The following is a 22070-nucleotide window of genomic DNA, read 5'->3' on the forward strand; positions in this document are numbered from 1 at the left end:
AAATATCCTCGTCCTGTCGTGCAGAGTTTGTGGAGTACCATAGCATCGGCCGGACCCCCGCCAAGGGCACAACACGCGCGGCGGGCTGGCCGTTCCCGAGATCATGCTATGGTCTTTCAAATCGGGGCTTTTTCGAGTCGGGGCATGACGCTGTTTCACAGGCTCTTGGTTGTGCTGATGGCCTGGCTTGCGACCGCTGGCATCGTGACCAATGCGACGGCCGCGGAGTTCTACACGGAAGACCTGCGCATTCCGATGGCGGGGGCCGGGCCGCAGGGGCTGGAGGCCTTTCTGGTCCGGCCGGCCGGAACGAAGCGCTATCCGCTCGCGCTGCTCAACCACGGCTCGCCGCGCAGTTTCGACGACCGCGCGACCATGTCGGCGCACAAATATTACGGGATCGCGCTCGAATATGCCCGGCGCGGCTTTGCCGCGCTGATCGTGATGCGGCGCGGCTACGGCACCTCGCCCAGCGGACGCGTCGACAGCGTCGGCGGCTGCGCCAATGCCGCCTATCTGCCGGCGGCGGCGGTTGCGGTCGCGGATTTGCGCGCGGCGATCGACGCGATGGGTCGCAGGGCCGACGTCACGACATCGGGCATGATCGCGGCCGGCCATTCCGCCGGCGGGCTCGCCACCGTCGCGCTGACCGCGCAGGCACCGAGTGGTCTCGTCGCCGCGATCAGCTTTGCCGGCGGCCGCGGCTCGCGCGATGACGACGACGTCTGCAACGAGGACGGGCTGGTGCAGGCCTTCGCCACGTTCGGCAAAACCTCGCGCGTGCCGATGCTGTGGGTCTATGCGGCCAACGATTCGTTCTTCGGTCCCGATCTCGCGCGCCGCCTCTATGACGGATTTCGCGGCAATGGCGGTCACGCGAAATTCATTGCGGCGCCGCCTTACGGCGATGACGGCCACTATCTCTATTCGGTGGTGGGCCGCCCGCAATGGACGCCCTATCTCGACGCCTTCCTGCGCGAGCGCGGGCTCGGCCATGACATCCTGAGCCTTCCCGATCCGCTGCCGCCGCCGGGCCAGCTCAACGAGGCCGCGCGCGCCGAATTCTCCCGCTATCTCGCCAGCACCATGCCGCACAAGGCTTTTGCGGTGTCGCCGAACGGCGGTTACGGCTGGCGTTCGGGCCGCACCACCGCCGACGACGCCCGGCGCGATTCGCTTAGCGCCTGCATGAAATGGTCGCCGACCTGCACGCTGTATGCGGTCGATGACCAGCTGGCCGGGGCGGCGCAAAGGACATCGACGGATCAGAGCGCCCGCGCGCGATAGGCGCGAGGGTGATCGGATCTTTCGACGGTTGAGGCTAGAGCCGCTCGCTGAGCGCGAGTTTGTAGCCGACGCCGGTGACGGTCGCGATCACGGGCGTGCCGCTGCCGACGAGCTTGCGCCGCAGCCGCGCCACCAGCGCATCCACCGTGCGGATGTCGACCTCGGCCTGGCGGTTGCTGACGACCTCGATCAGATAGTCGCGGCTGAGCGGCCGGCCGTCGGCGCCGACCAGCGCCGCGAGCAGGTCGAACTCGGCGCGCGTCAACGCCACCGGCTTGCCGTCGCTGCCGAGCAGCTCGCGCCGGGTCAGGTCGATGATCCAGTCGCCGAAGGCGATCGAATTGTGGTTGCGCGCCGCCTTGCGGTCGATCGAGCGCCGCCGCAGCACGCTGCGCGCGCGCGCGAGCAGGTCGCGCAGATTGATCGGCTTGGTGACGTAATGGTCGCCGGCGATCTCGAGCCCGAGGATGCGATCGACGTCGGTGTCGCGGCGCGTCACGAAGATGATGCCCGCGTTGCTGGTCGCCTGGATCTCCTTGGCGAGCTCGAAGCCGTCGCCGTCAGGCAACTGCACGTCGAGGAAGACGAGATCCGTGCGCGAGCGCAGCGCCTGGCGGCATTCCGCGCAGGAGCCGGCGCCGACCACGTCGAAATTGTTCTCGCTGAAATAGCCGACCAGCATCGTCCGCGTCACGGGATCGTCTTCGACGACGATCAGCCGCTCGCGGCCGGCAGGCCTCAATTCCTGACGTGCGGAATCAACCACGTTGTTGGATGTCCTGTGTGCTTGTGGCGCGGCTTGAAAGTTCAAGTCGTCGCGCAGCGCACTGTCCTGTGAACGAACATTCACGACTTATTCGAGCCCCCGAAATTTGCCTGCTGGAATACTAGGCGTGTTGTGCTGCCCGAACAATATTGGTCATGGTATTGGCGTATTAAGTATGAATTGCCCCACAATTCTCATCGCGCGCATCATCATGCCGGCGTGGCGCGTGCGAGCGCCGACCGGGGCCCTCGACACCGCCGATCCCGTACATTCGGCATCGGACTCAACCGCTGGTTAACGTAAAGAAAGGCTTCGGCTTCGAAACAGCCGGCCGCGCCTCTATGGTCTCCGCTTGCAGATGCGAAACCACGGAGCAGGCGTGATGCAGGGGCAGGCCCGGTTGGCCGCCGAACGAACCGAGCAAGGTGCAACGCCTTTCGGCCGTTCTCACACGCTCGACGTCCTGCGCGGCCTCGCCATCGTCGGCGTGATGGCGATCCACGTTTCACAATCCTTTCCTTCAAAGATCCACGCCGTCGACTTCGCCTTCATGTGCGGCTGGACCGGCGTCAACGTGTTCTACTTCGTCAGCGCCATGACGATGTGCCTGATGTGGACGCAGCGCACCGAAACCGACCCGACGCGCAAATTCTACATCCGGCGCTTCCTGCGCATCGCGCCGCTGTTCTGGCTCGCGATCCCGGTTTACCTCGCCGTCAACGGCACGGGTCCCAGCTACAACGCGCCCAACGGCATCGGACCGCTCCAGGTGATCCTGACCGCGACGTTCCTGCACGGCTTCTGGCCGGACAGCGTCAACAGCGTCGTGCCGGGCGACTGGTCGATTGCGGCGGAAATGACGTTCTATCTCGTCTTCCCCTTCGTGATCACGGCCTTCGGATCTCGCCGCCACCTCTATCTCGCGCTCGCGATCGCGCTGCATCTCGTCAATGTCTGCCTGTTCAAGCCTTGGGCGTTCGCACTGTTCTCGGCCCATTACGGGCCCGGCCACGAGGCCTTCGTCTGGAATGCGCTGCACATCAGCTTCCTGAACCAGTTGCCGGTCTTCCTCGTGGGCTGCGCGCTGTTCTTCTCGCTGCGCGACGGCTTTGCGAAGTCGGACGCCGCGATCTTCGCCGCCTTCATCGCGCTGTCCTTCATCGCCGATCGCGCCACCGACTCGCATGAATTCAACTATTTGATGATCAACCTCGTGCTCGGCGCGCTGGTTGCAGGTTGCATCCGCCTCGCGATCCGCTGCCGGCCGATCGAGGCGCTCGGCCGCAACTCCTATTCGATGTACCTGTCGCACTTCGCGGTGATCTACGGCCTGCGCCAGATCTGGCCGCTTACGGACGGACTGGTCTCGCTGCTGATCGCCTATGCCGTCATCGCCGCGCTCAGCTATCTCGTCGCACGCGCGACCTGGCATCTGGTCGAACGGCGCGCGCAGGATTTTGCGCATCGCCTGACGTCCACGGGATCGGGCCGCTCGACGATCCGGCCAACCATTGCTGCCACTGTGGCCGGTCTGCACTGACGCGCGACTTGTCTAGCTGACGCCTTCGAATCTACAGTACGCCACGAAAGATCTTCAGACACGCCGGGGCGGCGTGATCAGGTCGACCGGCTTCACGCTGGAGTAGGCGCCATGGAAGTCATACTGCTCGGCACCGGCGGCCCACGCCCGGACCCGCGCCGCATGGCGACGACCACGCTGATCAGGCTTGGCGAGGAGAATATCCTGTTCGACGCGGGCCGCGGCGTCATGGTGCAGCTCCACAAGGCCGGCGTGCCGCTCGGCGCCATCAACACGGTCTTTCTCACCCATCACCACTTCGACCACATCGGCGACCTCTACGATGTGATGTTGAATTCGTGGATGCATGGGCGCAAGGACGATCTGCGCATCTACGGTCCGCCCGATACCGAACGGCTCGTCAACACGCTGATCACACAGGTCTACGACAAGGACATCGCCTGGCGGGATCAGGGCGAGCCGACCTTTGGGGGATGGAAGCCGGTCGTCGCGACGGACATCATTCCCGGCCCCGTCCTCGACACCGGTCGCTGGAAGATCAGCGCCGAGCTCGTTTCACATGGCGACGGTCTCGACATGTCGCCGGCGTTTCTCGCGCGCTGGATGTGTCTCGGCTTCCGCTTCGAAGCCGAGGGCAAGGTCATAGCGATCTCCGGCGACACGGTCCCCTGCCCCGGTCTCGAGCGGCTGGCACAGGGAGCCGACCTGCTGGTCCAGTGCTGCTTTCTCGCGACGCCTGAGATCACCAACGACCACTTCCGCCGGCTCGCGAAATATACGCTCGCCTGCGGCGATACGGTCGGCAAGGTTGCCGCCAAGGCCGGCGTCAAGAAGCTCGCGCTGACCCATCACCGGCCGCGCACTGACGATTCCATGCTGAACGCGTTGCTCGCGGACGTCCGCCGAGACTACGCAGGTCCCGTCGTGCTCGGCGAGGACCTCACGCGGATCGAGGTCTGAGAGCCACAGGCACGCGAAGGCCTGCCTCAGGACGACCCGACCTCGATCCGGTACGACAGTTCTTCGTTCGCGCCGGCCGCAATGTGCATCAGACCCGGCTTGTCGCTGAACTCGCCTTCGAAACCGACGGGACTGGCATAGCCGCGCCAGGGCTCGATGCAGAGAAACGGCGCGCCTGTCGGTTTCGACCAGACGCCGAGTTCGCGAAAGCCGCGCCATGACATTTTGAGCCAGGGCCCGGCCCCCTGCCCGGCCGCATAGCGGACCGCATGGCTGTTGACGGGGTCGAGGATGACGGCGTCATTGGTGAACAGGGATTCCGACAAAGGAAGCACGGTGCCTCTGACGGGGCTCGGATCCGTTGCCGCGAGCAGGAGTCCGCCCTCGACACGGCGAACCGGAGACGGCTCCTCGTTCGTGAACGTCAGCGCGTAGCTCTCCTTCGACATTCCAGGCTGAAGCGGCCAGTTGAAGGCGGGATGGCCACCGAGCGACACCGGCAATGTCTCCTTGCCGGTGTTCACGACCGTGAGCGAGAGATCGAGACCAGCGTCGTCGATCGCGTAGGTGGCCGTCAGGCGAAATGCGAACGGATAGAGCGCGCGCGTTGTCTCGCTGTCTTCGAGCGCCAGCGCGCAACGGTTCTCGCCGCGCTCTACCCACGCGAACCGGCTGTCGCGCGCAAAACCGTGCTGGGTCATCCGGTAGGTCTTGCCCCGGTGCCGCATTTCGTCATTGGCGAGACGCCCGACGATCGGAAACAGCAGCGGCGCGTGGCGTGGCCAGGCCGGCCCCGCCTGCCAGACAAATTCGACACCGCTGCCGTCCTTCAACGAGCACAGCTCGGCGCCGTGTGCCTTGATGGTCGCGGTGAGCCCGCCACTTCGGATCGTGTGCGTGTCGTCGGTCATGACAATCTCCATCGCGGCAACGAGGCCAAACGCGGCGACCTGATGCGACCGGATCATATCGCATCAGAAACGATTTCGCCCGCCCCAGGATGAGGCGGGCGAAGCCGAACTTCAAACGACTGGCTTAAGCCTGGGACGATCGCCCGATGCTCTCGTAGGTGAAGCCGGCGGCTCGCATCTCTTCGGGCGGGTAGATGTTGCGGAGATCGACCACGACGGGCTGGGTCATGGCCGCCTTCAGCCGGCCGAGATCGAGCGCGCGGAACTGCACCCATTCGGTGACGATGACGAGCGCATCGGCGCCTTGCGCGCAGGAATAGGCGTCCTCGCAATAGGTGATGTTCGGCAACTCACCCTTGGCCTGTTCCATGCCGACGGGATCGAAGGCCTTGACCGTCGCGCCCATGTCGATCAGGCCGGTGACGAGCGGAATCGACGGCGCATCGCGCATGTCGTCGGTATCGGGCTTGAAGGTGAGGCCGAGCACGGCGATGGTCTTGCCGCGCAAGCTACCGCCGAGCGCCTGGCTGACCTTGCGCGCCATCGCGCGCTTGCGGTTCTCGTTGACGGCCAGCACGGATTCGACGATGCGCAAGCTCACGTCATAGTCCTGCGCGATCTTGATCAGCGCCTTGGTGTCCTTCGGGAAGCAGGAGCCGCCGAAGCCGGGACCCGCGTGCAGGAACTTGGTGCCGATGCGGTTGTCCAGGCCAATGCCGCGCGCGACCTCCTGGACGTTGGCGCCGACCTTTTCCGAGAGGTCCGCGATCTCGTTGATGAAGGTGATCTTGGTCGCGAGGAACGCGTTCGCGGCGTATTTGATCATCTCGGCGGTGCGGCGCGCCGTGAACATCAGCGGGGCCTGGTTCAGCGACAGCGGGCGATAGACGTCGCCCATCACCTTGCGGCCGCGCTCGTCGGCGGTGCCGACGACGACGCGGTCGGGATACTTGAAGTCGCGGATCGCCGCGCCCTCGCGCAGGAATTCGGGGTTGGAGGCGACGACGACGTCGGCCGCGGGGTTGGTCTCGCGGATGATGCGCTCGACCTCGTCGCCGGTGCCGACCGGGACGGTGGACTTGGTCACGACGACGGTGAAGCCCGACAGCGACTGCGCGATCTCGCGCGCGGCGGCGTAGACATAGGACAGATCGGCGTGACCGTCGCCGCGGCGCGAGGGGGTGCCGACCGCGATGAAGACGGCATCGGCGTCCGCGACCGGCTTCGACAAATCGGTGGTGAAGTCGAGCCGCTTGGCCTTCACATTGGTCGCGACCAGCTCGTCGAGCCCAGGCTCGTAAATCGGAATCTCGCCGCGATGAAGCGCCGCGATCTTCTTCTCGTCCTTGTCGACGCAGGTGACGTCGTGACCGAAATCCGCAAAGCAGGCTCCGGACACCAGTCCCACATAGCCCGTTCCGATCATCGCGATTCGCATGAAAAACTCTTTCCGTTGAAGACGGATGTTCCACTGAACACCCTAGACCATTTCTGTATCCGGCCGCACGCCCAACATTAGGGCAGGTTGCTTCGCGAACCGAATAAACCTTAACCGCCGCGCGTGACAGGCGTTGCGGTCATCTCCTGAAATACGCGACATGCATTGGTTGCATTCTACGTATGCGACAGATACGCCGCGTAAGCGCGTCTCACGCCGTCCTCGAGCGAGGTCGTGGCGCGCCAGCCGAGCTTGGCGAGACGGCTGACGTCGAGCAGCTTGCGCGGCGTGCCATCGGGACGCGAGGTGTCGAAGCCGATCTCGCCGCCGTAACCGACGATGTCGGCCACGACCCGCGCGAACTCGGCGATGGTGATGTCCTCGCCGGTGCCGATGTTGACCAGCTCCGCGCTCGAATAGGTCTTCATCAGGTGCACGCAGGCATCCGCCATGTCGTCGACATAGAGGAACTCGCGCCGCGGCGTGCCGGTGCCCCACACGATGACGCTCTTTGCGCCTGCGACTTTTGCCTCATGGAAACGCCGGATCAGGGCGGCGACGACGTGGCTCAATTCAGGGTGATAATTGTCGCCGGGACCGTACAGATTGGTCGGCATCACGCTGATGAAGTCGCTGCCATACTGGCTGCGATAGGCCTCCGCCATCTTGATGCCGGCGATCTTGGCGATCGCATAGGGCTCATTGGTCGGCTCCAGCGGGCCTGATAGCACCGAATCCTCGCGCAAGGGCTGCGGCGCCAGCTTCGGATAGATGCAGGACGAGCCCAGAAACATCAGCTTCTCGGCGCCGTTGAGATGCGCGGCCTGGATCACGTTCGCGGCAATCGCGATGTTGTCGTAGATGAACTCGGCACGCAGCGTGTTGTTGGCGACGATGCCGCCGACCTTGGCCGCGGCGAGGAAGATCACTTGCGGCCGCGCTTTCACGAACCAGTCGAACACGGCGGCCTGGTTGCAGAGATCGACCTCGCGCCGGTCGACCGTGACGAGGTTGACGTCCTCCCGCGCCAGCCGGCGCACCAGCGCGGCTCCGACCATGCCGCGATGGCCGGCGACATAGACGGTCTTTCCCCTCAGCTCAAACGGTGCGTTTGCCACTGGCCGCATCCCGCTTTGCCTCCGCCAGGTCGCTTGCCATCATCTCCTCGACGAGCTGGGCGAAGCTGCGCTTCGGCGTCCAGCCGAGCACCTCGCGCGCCTTGCTGGCGTCGCCGACGAGGAGATCGACCTCGGTCGGACGGAAATAGGTCGGATCGATCTTCACCACGGGCTTGCCGCTCGTCTCATCGACGCCGGTCTCCTCGACGCCCTTGCCGCGCCATGCGATGCGGCGGCCGACATGGGCAAAGGACAGCTCGACCATCTCGCGCACCGAGCGCATCTCGCCGGTGGCAAGCACGAAGTCGTCGGGCTTGTCGGCCTGCAGGATCCTGTGCATGCCCTCGACATAGTCCCTGGCATGGCCCCAGTCGCGCTTGGCTTCGAGATTGCCGAGATAGAGCGTCTGTTCCAACCCGACCTCGATACGCGCGACGCCGCGGGTGATCTTGCGGGTCACAAAGGTCTCGCCGCGGATCGGACTCTCGTGGTTGAACAGGATGCCGTTGCTGGCGAACATGCCGTAGGCTTCGCGGTAGTTCACCGTGATCCAGTAGCCGTAGAGCTTGGCGACGCCATAGGGCGAGCGCGGATAGAACGGCGTCGTCTCCTTCTGCGGGATCTCCTGCACCAGGCCGTAGAGCTCGGAGGTCGAGGCCTGGTAGAACCGCGTCTCCTTCTCCATGCCGAGGATGCGGATCGCTTCCAACAGGCGCAGCACGCCGATGGCGTCGGCGTTGGCGGTGTATTCCGGGCTCTCGAAGCTGACGGCGACGTGGCTTTGAGCTGCGAGATTGTAGATCTCGGTCGGCCGGATCTGCTGCACCAGACGGATCAGATTGGTCGAGTCCGTCATGTCGCCGTAATGCATCAGGAACGGCACGTTGCCGACATGCGGGTCCTGGTAGAGGTGATCGACGCGCGCGGTGTTGAACGAGGACGAGCGCCGCTTGATGCCGTGCACGACATAGCCGAGCGACAGCAAATATTCGGCGAGATAGGCGCCGTCCTGACCGGTCACGCCGGTGATGAGAGCGATCCGCTCAGCCATGGGCCCGCGCCTGGTTCGGGGTCAAAGAGGTTCAGAGGGACGGGATAACCACCGTTCGCGCCCGCTGACAAGGCCGCCGGCGGTCAAAAGCGCAAGAACCAGCGCAAGAACCGGCTTAAGAGCCGGCATTCCCGGGCGACACGCAGGTGCCGTCGCCCGCGGGATCAGACGCCGTGGTACTTCCGATACCATTCGACGAAGCGGCCGAGGCCATCCGCGATCGACGTGGACGGCGAGAAGCCGACGTCGCGCTGGAGCGCGGAAATGTCGGCGCGCGTCTCCAGGACGTCGCCGGCCTGCATCGGCAACAGCTGACGGATCGCCGGCTTGCCGATGATCTTCTCGAGCGTCTCGACGAACTCCATCAGGTTGACCGACCTGTTGTTGCCGATGTTGTAGACGCGATACGGCGCATAGCTCGACGAATTTTCCGGCCGCTCGGCATTCCACGCGGGATTCGGCGCCGCGGGCCGATCGAGGGTGCGGATCACCCCTTCGACGATGTCGTCGACATAGGTGAAGTCGCGCCACATGTCGCCTTTATTGAAAATCCTGATCGGCTCATTCGCGAAGATCGCGCGCGTGAACAGATAGGCGGCCATGTCGGGCCGGCCCCACGGGCCGTAGACGGTGAAGAAGCGAAGCCCGGTCACCGGCAGCTTGTGAACATGCGCAAAGGTATGCGCCATCAGCTCGTTGGCTTTCTTGCTTGCGGCGTAAAGGCTGACCGGATGGTTCACCGAATGCTCGGTCGAATACGGCAAGGTGCGGTTGGCGCCATACACCGAACTCGACGAGGCGTAGACGAGATGCGCCAGACCATGGCGCCGGCCGGCTTCGAGCACGGTGACAAAGCCGTCACAATTGGCCCGGATGCTGGTGATGGGATCGTCGATCGACGCGCGCACGCCGGGCTGCGCCGCCAGATGCACGACGCGATCGGGCGAGACCTCGTCGAAGACGCGCGTCACTGCGGCGAAGTCTGCGAGATCGATCTTGTGGAATTTGAACCCTGGATGGTGTTCGAGCGTTGCGAGACGCGCACGCTTCAGCGCGGGATCGTAATACGGAGTGATTGCATCGATGCCGACGACCTGCTCGCCACGTGCCAACAGCCGTTCACAAACATGCATTCCGATAAAGCCGGCAGCACCGGTAACGATCACTGGCCGCAAAGTTGTCATCTCGTTCATTCCGCGGAGCATTGCCAGACCAGGACATGAGAGGCAAGGTTTGGACAGTCACGACAATCATCAAATCAGTCGGCCCATGTAAGCGCATCGAAATGTGTAGGAAACATGATGGCGTCATGCACGATCGCATGCTATCCGCCTGCAAGGATGCTCGGACGATAGCGCCACATGTGCTAGACGTCATAGAACGTATATTCGGCGCCTGATGCTCAGTCTTCGAGCATTGTTCGCGCAAGAACCCGCAAAGAAAAAGATCGACTTTGAAACTCTCCATCAACGGCAGGTTCCTGTCACAATCGCTCACGGGCGTGCAGCGCTACGCCGCCGAGATCGTCAAGGCGATGGACCGCTTGCTCGCGAGCGGAGAGGCCCCGCGACAACTGCTGGATGCAGAGTGGCAAATCCTTGCGCCGCCGAATGCGCAGACGCTTCCAGGTCTTCGCCGCATCGCCATCAAGCAGATCGGATCTTTGCAGGGGCACGCGTGGGACCAGATCGATCTGGCGCGCGCCGCGGCCGGCACCCGTCTCGTCAGTCTCGCCAATTCCGGCCCCGTACTCCACCGCGACCATCTCGTCGTGATTCACGACGCGCAGGTTTTCCGGCGGCCGGACTTCTTCAGCTGGCGCTACCTCGCCCTGCACCGGACGCTCGGCCATCTGCTGGCGCGCACGGCAACGATCGCAACAGTTTCGGCGTTTTCACGCAACGAACTTGCCGAGGTGCTGTCGCTGGATCCGGCTTCGATCCCCGTCATTGCGAACAGCGCGGAACATTTTGCGACCGTCGCGCCCGACTTCTCGATCATCGACAAGCTGCGTCTTGCGCCCCATCAATTCTTCCTCTTCGTCGGCTCGATGACGAAGAACAAGAATGTCGATACGGCCATTCGCGCCGCCGAGCAGCTTGGCCGCGCCGACTTTCCGCTGGTCGTGGTCGGAGGCGATAACAGCAAAGTGTTCGGAGGCGCGGCCACGGAATCGAGGTCCGGCGTTGTCATCGCCGGGCGCCTGAAGGACGAGGAGATTGCCGCGCTGTTCTCCCAGGCCGCCGCGTTCGTGTTTCCGAGCCTTTATGAGGGATTCGGCGTGCCTCCCCTTGAGGCGATGTTCTTCGCCTGTCCGGTGATCGCGAGTTCCGCCGATGCCGTGCGCGAGACCTGCAACGATGCCGCCGTCTATTTCGATCCGCTCGACGCGGACGAGCTGTCGGCGCGGATGCGCGAAAGAATTGAACTCGGCAGGATATCGCCGGCGGAACAGGAGAAGCAGCGGCAGCGCCTTATGACATATTCCTGGGCCAAGTCCGCCGCAGCGATGCTCGAATTCCTCGCCAAACCGGCATCCCGATCCACATCCGACCGTGCGAAACAATGACGCGGCCCGATTATTGCTGCTTAGCGAGGTTAGACGTGCGCCTGCAAGATCCGGCGTCTCCAGTATCTGGCGCCTTCAAGACAAGGAAGGAATGACCGTTGTCCAGCGGCCTGAAGATTCTGCATGTCGCCGAAACGGTCCGTGGCGGCATCGCGACCTACCTCAACGAGCTGCATCCGCACCAGAGCGCGAGCTTCGGCCCCGGCAACGTCAACTATGTCGTTCCCTCCGACCATCGCAGCGACCTGGTGAACATCGAGGACGACGCGGTCACCACGTTTCCGCGCGACGGACGCAACGCGGTCGGCCTGTTTCGCATGCTGTTTGCAACCATGCGCGCGGTCCGGCAGCTTCGTCCTGACGTCATCCACCTGCACTCGTCGTTCGCCGGGCTCGTGGTGCGCCCGGTGCTCTGGCTCACCTATCGGCGCTCGCGCATCGTCTATTGCCCGCACGGCTGGGCCTTCGGCCGCGAAACCGGCCGCCTCAGCCGCGAGGTGACGAAGTTCACCGAGCTCGTGCTGTCGAAATTCACCCATCGCATCGTCTGCATCTCGGAAAGCGAGCAGGCCGACGCCAAGCAGGTCGGAATCGCGGCGAATCGCCTGGTTCTTGTGCACAACGGGATTTCCAAGCAGCGTCCTGCGCTCGACAAGGGCGCAGCGCAATGGCGGTCGGAGAAGATCAAGGTCCTCTTCATCGGGCGCCTCGACCGTCAGAAGGGCTACGATCTCCTGATCGAGGCGGCGCGCGCACTCGGAGACAAGCTCGACGTGCGCCTGATCGGCGCCTCGGTCGTCAGCAAATTCCGCAGAAGCGATCTGCCCGCCAACGTCTCTTTTCTGGGCTGGATGAACCGCAACCAGATCGAGGCCGAGCTCGACCAGGCCGACATGGTCGCGATTCCCTCGCGCTGGGAGGCGTTTGGCCTGGTCGCAATCGAGGCGATGCGGGCGGCCAAGCCGATCATTGCCTTCCGCATCGGCGCCCTGCCCGAAATCGTCGAAGACAATGCGACGGGCGTGCTGTGCGACGAAGTCTCGGCCGAAAAGCTGGTTGAAGGTTTCCAACGCGCAACCAGGCTCGACCTGGCTGCGGTCGGCCGTGCCGGATATGAGCGTTTCACCCGCCTCTACGACATCGAACAGACCCACCGCACGCTCAGTCAGGTTTATGCCGACGTCGTGCATGTGCGGATGAGCGAATCCGGGCAGCAGGCGAAGTTGCAGTCCGATTTCCCGAACAATCTGCGATCGTAGCGACCGGCTGATCAGGCCAGCCGGCGGGCATCGCCCTGCGCGAACTCGCCGTCATTCACGCGTTTATCGGAGAACGACCAAGCAATGGCCGATGCGACGATCATCGCGCAGGTGAGAAAGCGGGCCGCGAACAGCAGTGATCCGGTGTGCAACATCGTCTTCGCCTTCCTTTTGTTTGGCCGACCACTAGCCGGATCAGGATTAGGAAGACCTTACGGACGCCAGCGTGACGCCAGCTTCCAAATCTAAGCGTTAACGGAGGTGGAATCCCGTCGCAGAAACATTGGTCCGATGCCCCGGCGAGAACGTCCGCTCGGGCGCGATGCCCGCCGCAGGACGACGAAAACACAACGCAGAATCACTCAGGACGGGATCCAACACTTGAAGTTTATGGCGATGTCATCTCGCGACAATGCCGTCGCATCTGCATGTCCGTCGCCGCACGCTGCTCATTGGTTCGATCGCAGTCTCAATCGTGACATCGATCTGACACGTGTATGTATGGTTTGCGAACTGCTTATTTAAGAGGATGTTCCGCACAAATTTTGGACAGAGATTTCGGCGTGTATCCACGTTCACAAGTGGCAATAAGGTCACAGCCACAAGTGCTTTACCATAAAGTCGAAGACGTAGCAGTGACTCCGCAGCACGGGATTTGTACGGTGATTCCGATTTTAGATGAGTGCGAGGGAATAGTGGTGGCTAAGACCGAACGTTTTGATTTTGATTTCGGTATTAGCCGAATCCTGGCCGTTGCTGCGATCAGCTTCTCCTTGGCGGGTTGCGGTAGCTTCATTCCGTTAGACGCTCCTGATGCCGTCGCAACGCAAACAAATGCGGCGCTGATCACCGAGCCGAGCGCGCCGCTGGCCTATGCCCTGATGCCGGTCAATCCGGCGATCCTGCAGGCGACCAACGCGTTCACGGACTCCGCCGGAATGGTGTTCTCCCGCCTTCCCGGCGGCAACTACCGCGACGTCACCATCGGCATCGGCGACATCGTCACCGTGACCGTGTATGAAGCGCAGGCAGGCGGCCTGTTCATTCCGCGCGAAGCAGGCGTGCGGCCGGGCAACTTCGTCGACATTCCGCGCCAGCAGGTCGACCAGTCCGGCAACATCAACATCCCCTACGCCGGATCGATCAAGGTCGCAGGGCTGACGCCGCGCGCCGTGTCGAACATCATCCGCGAGCGTCTCAAGGACCGCGCCATCGACCCGCAGGCCGTCGTGAGCGTGGCGGAACAGCGCGGCAACCAGATCAGCGTGCTCGGCGAAGTCAACTCGCCGCTCCGCTTCCCGGTCGATCCGGGCGGGATTCGCCTGATGGGCGCGATCGCGCGCGCCGGCGGCCCGAAATATCCGTCCTACGAGAGCACGATCACGATCAAGCGCGAGGGCCGCACCTACAGCGAGACGATGTCCTCGGTCGTGCACAACCCCAACGAGGACGCGCTGCTCGCTCCAGGCGACGTCGTCTTCTTGACCCGCATTCCGCGCGTCTACATGGTGTTCGGTTCGACGCCGTCTCCGGGATCGATCGGCGGCACCAACAACCGTCGTTTCACGTTCGAGAACGACAACATGTCGCTGGCTGAAGCCATCGCGAAGGCAGGCGGTCTCGACGGCGCCCGTGCGGACTCCAAGTCGATCTACGTCTACCGTTTCGAGCCCAAGCCGCTGCTGGAGAGGATCGGCATCGCCGTATCCCAGTTCCCGACCAAGTCGGTCCCTGCCGTCTACAAGTTCGACATGAGCAAGCCGGACGGCTGGTTCCAGGCGGATACGTTCAGGATGCGCGATCACGACGTGATCTCGGTGGCGGAATCGCCGTCGATCGAATTCATCAAGCTCATGGCCCCGCTGAACGCGGCAACCGCCAACGCGGACAACATCAGCTCGGTGGTCGTGAACTCCAAATAGCCCAACTCAGCGCGCTCAATGACGAGCGTGCAGACAAGGCGGCCCTACCCCATTGGGGCCACAGAAGAGTATTAGCCTTGTCGGGTTGACGCGAGCAGGAGTGGACACGAGCGTGACCGAGCAAAACAGGAAACGCGCCCTGCGTCGTTTCCGGATGTTGATGTGCGGGCTCTGCGTCGCGGCCGGCCTCTCATATCCTGCAGACGCACAGAACGCGCAGCCGCTCGATCAGCGCTTCCTGCTGGGCGTCGGCACGCACCAGGGCCTCGGCGGCGTCACCAGCGCCCGCGGCTATGTGCCCGCGACCGCCATCAAGCAGATGAAGGAGCTGGGGGTCACCTCGTTCCGCGACGACTTCCCTTGGTCGGATTTCGAGCTGCCCGGCAAGCGGCTCGGCTTCAATGCCCTGAACGGCCGCCTCGAGACCCAGATCAGGTCCGGCGTCGGAATCCCGCTGCTCATTCTCGGGACCGGCCATCATCTCGTCCCGAATTCCGATCCGCCGACGACCGACGAAGCGCGCCAAAGATTCGTCACCTATGCCGCGGCAGCCGCGCAAGCGGTCGCATCGCGGCAGCCGATCTTCGAGTTGTGGAACGAGTACAATCTCAGAGCGCGCGCGGAGCCGCTGTTCACCGTCGAAAATTATGTGACGCTCGCCCGATCGGTGCAGCCCGCGGTCAAGCAGGCGGTGCCGTCCGCGCCTTTCGTGGTCGGAGCGCTGGGCGACGATCCCGGCTGGAAATGGACCGACGCCCTGCTGAAGACCGACCTGCTTCGTATCGCGGACGGGATGTCCATTCACATCTACAACCATTGCCTGTCACCGGCCGGGCGGACCGCAGCCGAGGCGATCGAACGGCTGCAAAATCTTCATCAACGCGTCGCACAGGCGACCGGCAATCCCGACTATCCGATCTATCTGACCGAAACGGGCTGGCCGACACCAAGCGCGAAATGCGGCGTGACCGAGCAGCTTGCCGCCGACAACATGGCGCAGATCATCCTCTGGGCCTCGACCGCCGGTCCCTGGCTCAAGGGGATATGGCTCTACGAGCTGAAGGACAGTGGGACGAAGCCTGGTGAACTGGAGGACAATTTCGGCATTTATCATTTCGACAATTCGCCGAAGCCTGCCGTGTGTTCCATTCGCGAAAGCTGGGCCTTCATCCGCACCAGCTTGAAGGCAACGCGAACCACGCCGGCGCCCGGCGTCGTGCAGATTCGCAGTGACAGTGGATCGGAAACGAAACTCGCGCTTTGGTCGGAGACTGCGTCGAAGCGCTTCGAAGTTCGATTAAAAAATGCGGAACCGAATGCCGAGATCAGATATGTATGTCAGCAAGCGCCGGGCCCTGCCGCCGGCGCCTGGACGGCGTTATCGACAACGCCGTTGCTTGTCAGCGTCAAGGGCACGGCCGTGCCGGATTTCGAGATCCGGCCATCGAACTGACGCTGCGGCGGGCTGCTAATCCGAGGCTATCCTTGAAAATACTGATCGTTAACACGCTCTATCCGCCCGAGATCATCGGGGGCGCCGAAGTGTCTGTGTCGCTGCTCGCGGAGGCGTTCGTCCAGCGCGGCCATCAGGTGTCGGTGGTCTGCCTTCAGAAGAAGCAGGAACGCACGATCGACGAACTCAAGGGCGTGCGCGTATACCGCGTGCCGATAGACAACGATTACTGGCCGTTCGGCAACGACAGGAAGCCCTCCTCGGTCCAGCGCCTGAAGTGGCATCTCAAGGACACATGGAATCGCAAATCCGCGGCGCGGTTCGCCGAAATTCTCGAGATCGAGAAGCCCGACGTCGTCCACACCAACAACCTCACGGGCTTCTCGGTCTCGCTGTGGTCGGAAGCCAGGCGGCGCAGCATCAGGATCGTGCACACCCTGCGCGACTATTCCCTGCTCTGCAAACGCTCGACGCTGTTTCGGGGCGATGCGACATGCGCGCAGCGCTGCACCGTCTGCGCCGCCATGACGTCGCCTTATCTGCTGGCCTCGCGTATGGTCGATGCGGTGGTCTCGAACAGCCAATTCGTGCTCGACCAGCACACCAGGCTGAAATATTTCCCCGGCACCGATGGCCGCGTCATCTTCAACATCGCCGATCCAAGCTCCGTGGTGCCGTCACCAGCTTCGAGCTCGGATGATCTGATATTCGGGTTCATCGGGCGGCTCGAGGCTGAAAAAGGTATCGAGGTAGTCCTCAAGGCGGCCGAGCAGCTTCCCGACGAGGGCTGGCAACTGAAAATCGCAGGAAAAGGGCTTGAGGATTACGTGCGGGGGCTAAAAAGCCGCAGCGGAAAGAAGATCGAATGGCTTGGCTTTGCCAAGGCAGCTGAATTCTATGCCAGCATCGACGTCTGCCTGGTGAGTTCGGTCTGGCCGGAGCCGCTGCCGCGCACGTTGATCGAAAGCATCAACGCCGGCCGGGCGACGATTTGCTCGACGGCCGGTGGGATTCCCGAGATCGCGGGGTTTTCCAATATGGTTGGGTCCTACGAGCCCAGCGATCATAGGCGACTGGGAGAATTGATGCTGAAGGCCGTCAACGAAAGGTCACACTGGAAAGTCTCCCGGCCTCCGCAGCCAGGATTCGCCGAGAGGTTTTCGGCGGATTCAGTGACAGGACAATATTTGGACGTCTATTTGAACAACAATCGAACCAACCGGCAATAAGCCGAAACGGAGATTTCAGCAAAGCCATTTGGCAGGATAGCTGGACAGACCTTTTCGATGAAGATCCTTATCACGTCATCCCTCTATCCAACGCCATTGGCACCGAAGGTGGTCGGGGGCGCGGAAACGTTCGTCCGCCGCCTCGCCGAGACCCTGGTCGGGCAGAACGACGGCGTGGAAGTGATACGTGCCGCGTCCGCATCGAACCAGCAGATGGAGACCTGCAACGGCATCGACGTGTATTCGGCGCCCGTACACAACATCTATTTCCCTTTCGCCAAGCAGCACAGTTCGCCGGTGCGCGGCATCTGGCACGCGATCGAGGACTGGCAGACAATGTCGGAGCTCGTTGCGGCGCGCATCAAGGCCTTCAAGCCTGACATCCTGCACTCGAACAATCTCTCCGGCCTGACGACCGCGGTGTGGCGGACCGCCGCCGAGCTCGGCATTCCGGTCCTGCACACGCTTCACGACTATTATCTCACCTGCCCGCGCTGCTCGCGCTTCTCGGACGGACATGCCTGCGAATCGAGCTGCATGAGCTGTCAGATCCTGACCCTTCGCCGTCGCGGGGCGACGCGACATCTGGATGCCGTCGTCGGCGTCAGCCAGCGCATTCTCGACATCCATACCCAGCTCGGCCTGTTCACGCAGACACCGCTGAAGATCGTCATTCGAAACGCCTCGACCGCCGACGTCGGCAACGCAGACACCGCGATGGTCGACGGCACCGTCACGTTCGGCTTCATCGGACGCCTGACCGAAGAGAAGGGCATCTACAATCTCGTGCGCGCCATCGCGACGATTCCGCCTGACCGGTTTCGGCTCGTCATCGCAGGCCACACAACCGAGAGCCAGCAGAAGCAGCTCAAGGCGCTCGCTCCGAATGCACGGATCGAATTTCTCGGCTTCGTACAGCCGAAGCAGTTTTACGAACAGGTGAACGTGGTGGTCGTCCCCTCGGTCTGGGAAGATCCCTGCCCGCTCGTCGTCGCCGACGCGCAGGCCGCCTGCAAACCCCTGCTCGGCACGCCGTTCGGCGGCATTCAGGAGGCGATCAAGCCTGGCGTGACCGGCTGGCTGACGTCGCCCGATCCCGCCTCGATCGCCAAGAGCATTTCGGCGATCATCGAAGCGCCGCAGCAGATCGTGGAGATGAGCGAGCGATTGAAGTCCGGCATCGACAAATGGGTTTTTGACGACGTCGTCGCCGGCTATCGCAACGTCTACGACGAGCTCACGCGCGGCCGCGGCACGCCTCGCACATAGCCGAAGCTGACGCAGATGCCGCCAATGGCCCTCAACCATCCCGCCATGTTCTTTCTCACGCATTGCCAGACATGATCAGCCTGCTCGCATTCGGCAGCTATATCTACCAGAGTGCGTCCGCGATCATTCTGATCTTCGCCGTCAGCCATATCCTCTCGCCGGCCCAGTACACCTCGTTCTCGCTGGCGCTGGCGACGAGCCAGTTGTTCTGCGTCTTCGTGTTCGAATGGCTGCAACTGGCCGGCGTTCGTTTCCTCGCCGCAGCTTCCGGAGAAGAGGCCGCGCGCCTGCGGTTCTCGCTGTTCAGCGCCGGGCTGCTCAGCGCGCTGGTGCTGCTGCTCGTCGGCGGCGTGGCGGGACTGCTGGGCACGCTCGAGACGAGCGTCGTCGCCCTCGCGCTGGCGATGGCCGTGCTGCAAGGCGCCACCGACCTCTATTTCATGATCGTCCGCGTGTCCGACCGGCTGGGGACCGCGTCCGTCCTCCTGATCCTGCGTGCCAGCGTGCTTCTGGCCGGCGCCGTCGCCGGCGCGCTGCTCCACGGCACGGCTGCAGCGACGCTGTGCGGCATGGCCGCGAGCTACGGCGCGGTGCTTCTCCTGAGCCTGGTCGTGCATCGCACCTCGCTACGGCGCGCGTCGCGGCACGCCATGCTAACCGATTGGGGCAATTTCTGCCGCTACGGCATCATGGCTGCGGCCGCCTCCGTCATTCATCTCTCCGTACCCGTCACCTTGCGCCTGATCGTGATCGCCACGCTCGGCCGGGCGTCGACCGGAGCGGCCGGCTTCTCGATGGCGATCGACCTTCTGCAACGACCGTTCTCGGTCCTGGTGGCCGCCATTCACACCGTCTGCTATCCCAATGTCGTGGTCCAGTTCGAGCGCGGCGTCGACGGCGAAGCGCGCAAGGCCACCGCCCGCATGCTCGAATTCATCCTCTGCGCGACGATCGTGATGCTGGGCGGGCTGATCGGCCTCCTGCCCGACGCGGCGCATCTGTTCGTGCCCGCCGATCTGCTGGTCGATTTCCTCAACGCGGCGCCGGTCGCGGCGATCTTCTACTTCCTCCACACCCACCTTCAGGCCACGCTCGCGATCGTGCCACATCTGACCAAATCGGCGACGAGGCTGGTGGTCGTCGCCGCGTGCCAGCTGCTGCTGGTGTCGGCGGCGTCCTCGATCGGCGCGTTGTTGCACATATCGGTGGCGGGACAGATCGCGAGCGCGGCCTTGGCCACCGCCCTCATCATCCTCTTCGCCAGCGGTCCGCTGATCCGGTTCAGGGCGGCGCCAAAGGTGTTGCTGATCCTGGAAGCGACCGTCGCGGCCGCCGCGATCGCGATGCTCGCGGCAGCTCCGTCGGACTCCCTGACCTGGCTCGCGGGAAAGATCGTCTTTGCCGGCCTCGCCGTCGTTCTGGTGACGTGGCGAGGCGATCTGCTGGCCTCGGCACGCAGTTAAGATCAGGCCTTCACCGCGTGAGCCAGCGCGTTGCCGCTGGTATCGCCGGTCAAACCGTAGATCCTGAGAGTCTCGTCGACCATCGGCCCGACACCGAAATATTGTTGGGCGCGCGCAAGAGCATTGCGCGACAGCGCGGCGCGCATCGCGGGGTCGGCCACCTTCTCGAGCGCACCGACGAGCGCGTCGACGTCCTCGAACGGCACGATGAAGCCGGTCTGGCCCTGGATGATCTGATCAGTCGCGCCGCCCGCCGGAGTCCGGACCGGAACGAGGCCCGTCGCCATGGCCTCGGCAACGCCGAGCGGAAATCCCTCGAACCGGCTCGGCAGCGCGAACACGTCGGCGGCCCAGAGAATTTCGCGGACGTCGCCCATGAAACCGAGGAACTTGAAGGTGTCCTTGTCCTTCTCGCCGGCGAAAGCGAACGACTTGATTTCCTTCTCGCGCTCGGCTCCGCCGCTGCCGACAAAGTAGCATTTGATGTCGATCGGCGGAGAACTGGCGCCGTCGCGGATCTTGCGCGCCGCCTTGATGAGGAGGTCGTGACCCTTCACCCAGGCGAGACGGGCCGCCAACAGGCACATGAACTCACCGTCGCCAACGCCGAATTTCGCGCGCGCATCGCGGCGCTCGGCATCCGAGGGCGGGCGGAAATGAACCGTGTCGACGCCGCCATAGACCTTGGCGATCCGGTTCTTGCCGAACAGCACGTAGCGGCGCAGATGCCGGAGCGATTCCTCCGACATCAGAATGAGGGTGTGGGGAAAGAAGAGGTTGAAGAACAGGACCTGGACCGGGCTGAAGGTCGATTGCGGCGCATTCTGCACCTTCTCGATGTTCCCGAGCACCGAGGGATGATAGGTCGCAACACAGCGCGCGCCGGTGAGCAGCGCGAGCAGCCTGCCCCACATCAGCATGCCCAGCCCGTGGACGTTGATCACCGTGATGTTGTTCTTCCGGATCAGCTTCAACAGCTGCATGAAGATCGACAGCGAGGGCAACTTCCGAAGTCCCGGAATGACGTGCCATTCCTTGACGGCCGCCGCCAGCTTCTGACGCTTGTATTCAGACTTGTCGTCCGAGCGCACGGCACCGGAGACCAGGTGGATCTGCACGCCCCGGCCATGCAATCCCGTGGCCAGGGTCTCGCAATAGGATGCAATCCCGTCATTGCAATTCACGACCTCAACCAGAAACATGACATTCGGGGCGGGATCTTGCATGGGAATGGCCTTACTCCGTTCAATCGACGACATTTCGGTCAGTGCTTAGCGGCAAATTCCATGCCGTGCCAGCGGTTTGCCCGCAACAGCATTGCGCGCCTAACATATTGACGTTGCGGATCTGCGACACTCCGCCCCGGCACTGCAGACGACGTCCGAAGTCCGCTTCTCGGGTTCGCACCTTCCGCCGGAAGTCGGCGTTCCCTTCAAATTCCGCAAGCAACGCCCGGTTGAAACGTCCCCCGGCCCCTTGCCCGCCGGGTCCGCGACCGATTGTCCCGCCGTCAACGCACCGATCGCCGCACCTCGTGCACACAGATTGGACCTCTCATCTGGTCGGCGTCGTTCGTTCGACTGGCCCTGCACATCAACGAGGCGTTTCTTCATCGGCCAAAGACAGACTCGATATCCTTCTGCATTGACGTCGACACGATGTCGCAGCGACCAGGAGAGAAAACAAAACTCCGGTGGCGAGTTCCATAGATTTACTTTCTCGCTTCCCGACTGCACGCGGGAAAATTTGGAAGCGCGCTGCAAGCCTTCAACGCCCGAACAACTGTCACATTCGAAGTTCGATCGATATTTTTTGCGGTCGTGACTCGCAGGCAA

The 22070-nt window shown here is 63.2% G+C and carries 18 protein-coding genes; 10 read left to right on the forward strand and 8 right to left on the reverse strand.

Annotation, left to right across the window (positions count from 1 at the left end; translation table 11 throughout):
• The first annotated feature begins 144 nt into the window (after positions 1-144).
• On the forward strand, positions 145-1287 hold the full coding sequence (locus tag AB7531_RS35165; protein WP_441280240.1) for an alpha/beta hydrolase family protein: 1143 nt from the start codon (positions 145-147) through the stop codon (positions 1285-1287).
• Positions 1288-1321: 34 nt separating this feature from the next.
• Here AB7531_RS35165 and AB7531_RS35170 read toward each other — a convergent pair whose 3' ends face one another.
• Positions 1322-2137, reverse strand: coding sequence for a response regulator transcription factor (locus tag AB7531_RS35170; RefSeq protein ID WP_063979731.1), 816 nt, complete (start codon positions 2135-2137; stop codon positions 1322-1324).
• A gap of 298 nt (positions 2138-2435) precedes the next feature.
• Between AB7531_RS35170 and AB7531_RS35175 the strand changes: the two genes are divergently transcribed.
• Together AB7531_RS35175 and AB7531_RS35180 are read left to right on the forward strand one after the other, a co-directional pair.
• Positions 2436-3593 (forward strand): acyltransferase family protein, encoded by a 1158-nt coding sequence (locus tag AB7531_RS35175; protein ID WP_063979730.1) that lies wholly within the window; start codon positions 2436-2438, stop codon positions 3591-3593.
• Positions 3594-3704: 111 nt separating this feature from the next.
• Complete coding sequence (locus AB7531_RS35180; RefSeq protein WP_063979729.1) at positions 3705-4553, forward strand: MBL fold metallo-hydrolase; 849 nt, start codon at positions 3705-3707, stop codon at positions 4551-4553.
• A gap of 26 nt (positions 4554-4579) precedes the next feature.
• Here the strand turns inward: AB7531_RS35180 and AB7531_RS35185 are convergent, their stop codons facing one another.
• The 5 genes from AB7531_RS35185 to AB7531_RS35205 form a co-directional block, all read right to left on the reverse strand.
• Entirely contained in the window at positions 4580-5464 is an 885-nt protein-coding gene (locus AB7531_RS35185; RefSeq protein ID WP_063979737.1) for an aldose 1-epimerase family protein, read from the reverse strand.
• 124 nt (positions 5465-5588) lie between these two features.
• Positions 5589-6902 carry a UDP-glucose dehydrogenase family protein gene (locus tag AB7531_RS35190; protein ID WP_283018490.1) on the reverse strand — a complete coding sequence of 438 codons (1314 nt, stop codon included), beginning with the start codon at positions 6900-6902 and terminating at the stop codon, positions 5589-5591.
• A 176-nt stretch (positions 6903-7078) separates the two neighbouring features.
• Entirely contained in the window at positions 7079-8020 is a 942-nt protein-coding gene (fcl, locus tag AB7531_RS35195; RefSeq protein WP_063979724.1) for a GDP-L-fucose synthase, read from the reverse strand.
• The gene (gmd, locus tag AB7531_RS35200) at positions 8001-9071 is read right to left on the reverse strand and encodes a GDP-mannose 4,6-dehydratase (protein WP_063979719.1); all 1071 of its coding nucleotides are present in this window, start codon (positions 9069-9071) and stop codon (positions 8001-8003) included. The genes fcl and gmd overlap by 20 nt, the downstream gene beginning before the upstream one ends.
• Positions 9072-9235: 164 nt before the next feature.
• Positions 9236-10255 (reverse strand): NAD-dependent epimerase, encoded by a 1020-nt coding sequence (locus AB7531_RS35205; protein WP_038960118.1) that lies wholly within the window; start codon positions 10253-10255, stop codon positions 9236-9238.
• A 269-nt stretch (positions 10256-10524) separates the two neighbouring features.
• On the opposite strand from AB7531_RS35205, the gene AB7531_RS35210 reads away from it, so the two are divergent.
• Together AB7531_RS35210 and AB7531_RS35215 are read left to right on the forward strand one after the other, a co-directional pair.
• Positions 10525-11640, forward strand: a complete 1116-nt coding sequence (locus AB7531_RS35210) for a glycosyltransferase family 4 protein (protein WP_063979720.1) — start codon at positions 10525-10527, stop codon at positions 11638-11640.
• Between the two features lie 98 nt (positions 11641-11738).
• Positions 11739-12899, forward strand: coding sequence for a glycosyltransferase (locus AB7531_RS35215; protein WP_081369340.1), 1161 nt, complete (start codon positions 11739-11741; stop codon positions 12897-12899).
• 11 nt (positions 12900-12910) lie between these two features.
• On the opposite strand, the gene AB7531_RS35220 is transcribed toward AB7531_RS35215, so the two are convergent.
• Positions 12911-13054, reverse strand: a complete 144-nt coding sequence (locus tag AB7531_RS35220) for a hypothetical protein (RefSeq protein WP_441280241.1) — start codon at positions 13052-13054, stop codon at positions 12911-12913.
• 543 nt (positions 13055-13597) lie between these two features.
• Between AB7531_RS35220 and AB7531_RS35225 the strand changes: the two genes are divergently transcribed.
• The 5 genes from AB7531_RS35225 to AB7531_RS35245 all read left to right on the forward strand — a co-directional run bounded on the left by AB7531_RS35225 (position 13598) and on the right by AB7531_RS35245 (position 20235).
• Positions 13598-14821, forward strand: a complete 1224-nt coding sequence (locus AB7531_RS35225; RefSeq protein WP_245328408.1) for a polysaccharide biosynthesis/export family protein — start codon at positions 13598-13600, stop codon at positions 14819-14821.
• A gap of 160 nt (positions 14822-14981) precedes the next feature.
• The gene (locus AB7531_RS35230) at positions 14982-16274 is read left to right on the forward strand and encodes a hypothetical protein (protein ID WP_063979727.1); all 1293 of its coding nucleotides are present in this window, start codon (positions 14982-14984) and stop codon (positions 16272-16274) included.
• The gene (locus AB7531_RS35235; protein WP_245328409.1) at positions 16157-17503 is read left to right on the forward strand and encodes a glycosyltransferase family 4 protein; all 1347 of its coding nucleotides are present in this window, start codon (positions 16157-16159) and stop codon (positions 17501-17503) included. The genes AB7531_RS35230 and AB7531_RS35235 overlap by 118 nt, the downstream gene beginning before the upstream one ends.
• Positions 17504-17560: 57 nt before the next feature.
• Positions 17561-18772 (forward strand): glycosyltransferase family 4 protein, encoded by a 1212-nt coding sequence (locus tag AB7531_RS35240; RefSeq protein ID WP_166350071.1) that lies wholly within the window; start codon positions 17561-17563, stop codon positions 18770-18772.
• 71 nt (positions 18773-18843) lie between these two features.
• On the forward strand, positions 18844-20235 hold the full coding sequence (locus tag AB7531_RS35245; RefSeq protein ID WP_063979723.1) for a hypothetical protein: 1392 nt from the start codon (positions 18844-18846) through the stop codon (positions 20233-20235).
• Between the two features lie 2 nt (positions 20236-20237).
• Here AB7531_RS35245 and AB7531_RS35250 read toward each other — a convergent pair whose 3' ends face one another.
• A complete protein-coding gene (locus tag AB7531_RS35250; protein WP_283018488.1) occupies positions 20238-21461 on the reverse strand; it encodes a glycosyltransferase family 4 protein in 1224 nt (407 codons plus the stop codon).
• Positions 21462-22070 lie beyond the last annotated feature (609 nt).

The sequence above is a fragment of the Bradyrhizobium sp. 63_E2_N1_3 genome, from assembly GCF_052076005.1.
Taxonomy (GTDB): domain Bacteria; phylum Pseudomonadota; class Alphaproteobacteria; order Rhizobiales; family Xanthobacteraceae; genus Bradyrhizobium; species Bradyrhizobium barranii.

Excerpts from the sequence above, each read along its gene's own strand:
- AB7531_RS35165 (WP_441280240.1), top strand. The coding sequence starts at position 145 with ATGACGCTGTTTCACAGGCTCTTGGTTGTGCTGATGGCCTGGCTTGCG.
- AB7531_RS35175 (WP_063979730.1), top strand. The coding sequence starts at position 2,436 with ATGCAGGGGCAGGCCCGGTTGGCCGCCGAACGAACCGAGCAAGGTGCA.
- AB7531_RS35180 (WP_063979729.1), top strand. The coding sequence starts at position 3,705 with ATGGAAGTCATACTGCTCGGCACCGGCGGCCCACGCCCGGACCCGCGC.
- AB7531_RS35185 (WP_063979737.1), bottom strand. The coding sequence starts at position 5,464 with ATGACCGACGACACGCACACGATCCGAAGTGGCGGGCTCACCGCGACC.
- AB7531_RS35190 (WP_283018490.1), bottom strand. The coding sequence starts at position 6,902 with ATGCGAATCGCGATGATCGGAACGGGCTATGTGGGACTGGTGTCCGGA.
- gmd (WP_063979719.1), bottom strand. The coding sequence starts at position 9,071 with ATGGCTGAGCGGATCGCTCTCATCACCGGCGTGACCGGTCAGGACGGC.
- AB7531_RS35205 (WP_038960118.1), bottom strand. The coding sequence starts at position 10,255 with ATGACAACTTTGCGGCCAGTGATCGTTACCGGTGCTGCCGGCTTTATC.
- AB7531_RS35220 (WP_441280241.1), bottom strand. The coding sequence starts at position 13,054 with ATGTTGCACACCGGATCACTGCTGTTCGCGGCCCGCTTTCTCACCTGC.
- AB7531_RS35230 (WP_063979727.1), top strand. The coding sequence starts at position 14,982 with ATGTGCGGGCTCTGCGTCGCGGCCGGCCTCTCATATCCTGCAGACGCA.
- AB7531_RS35235 (WP_245328409.1), top strand. The coding sequence starts at position 16,157 with ATGTCAGCAAGCGCCGGGCCCTGCCGCCGGCGCCTGGACGGCGTTATC.
- AB7531_RS35240 (WP_166350071.1), top strand. The coding sequence starts at position 17,561 with ATGAAGATCCTTATCACGTCATCCCTCTATCCAACGCCATTGGCACCG.
- AB7531_RS35245 (WP_063979723.1), top strand. The coding sequence starts at position 18,844 with ATGATCAGCCTGCTCGCATTCGGCAGCTATATCTACCAGAGTGCGTCC.
- AB7531_RS35250 (WP_283018488.1), bottom strand. The coding sequence starts at position 21,461 with ATGCAAGATCCCGCCCCGAATGTCATGTTTCTGGTTGAGGTCGTGAAT.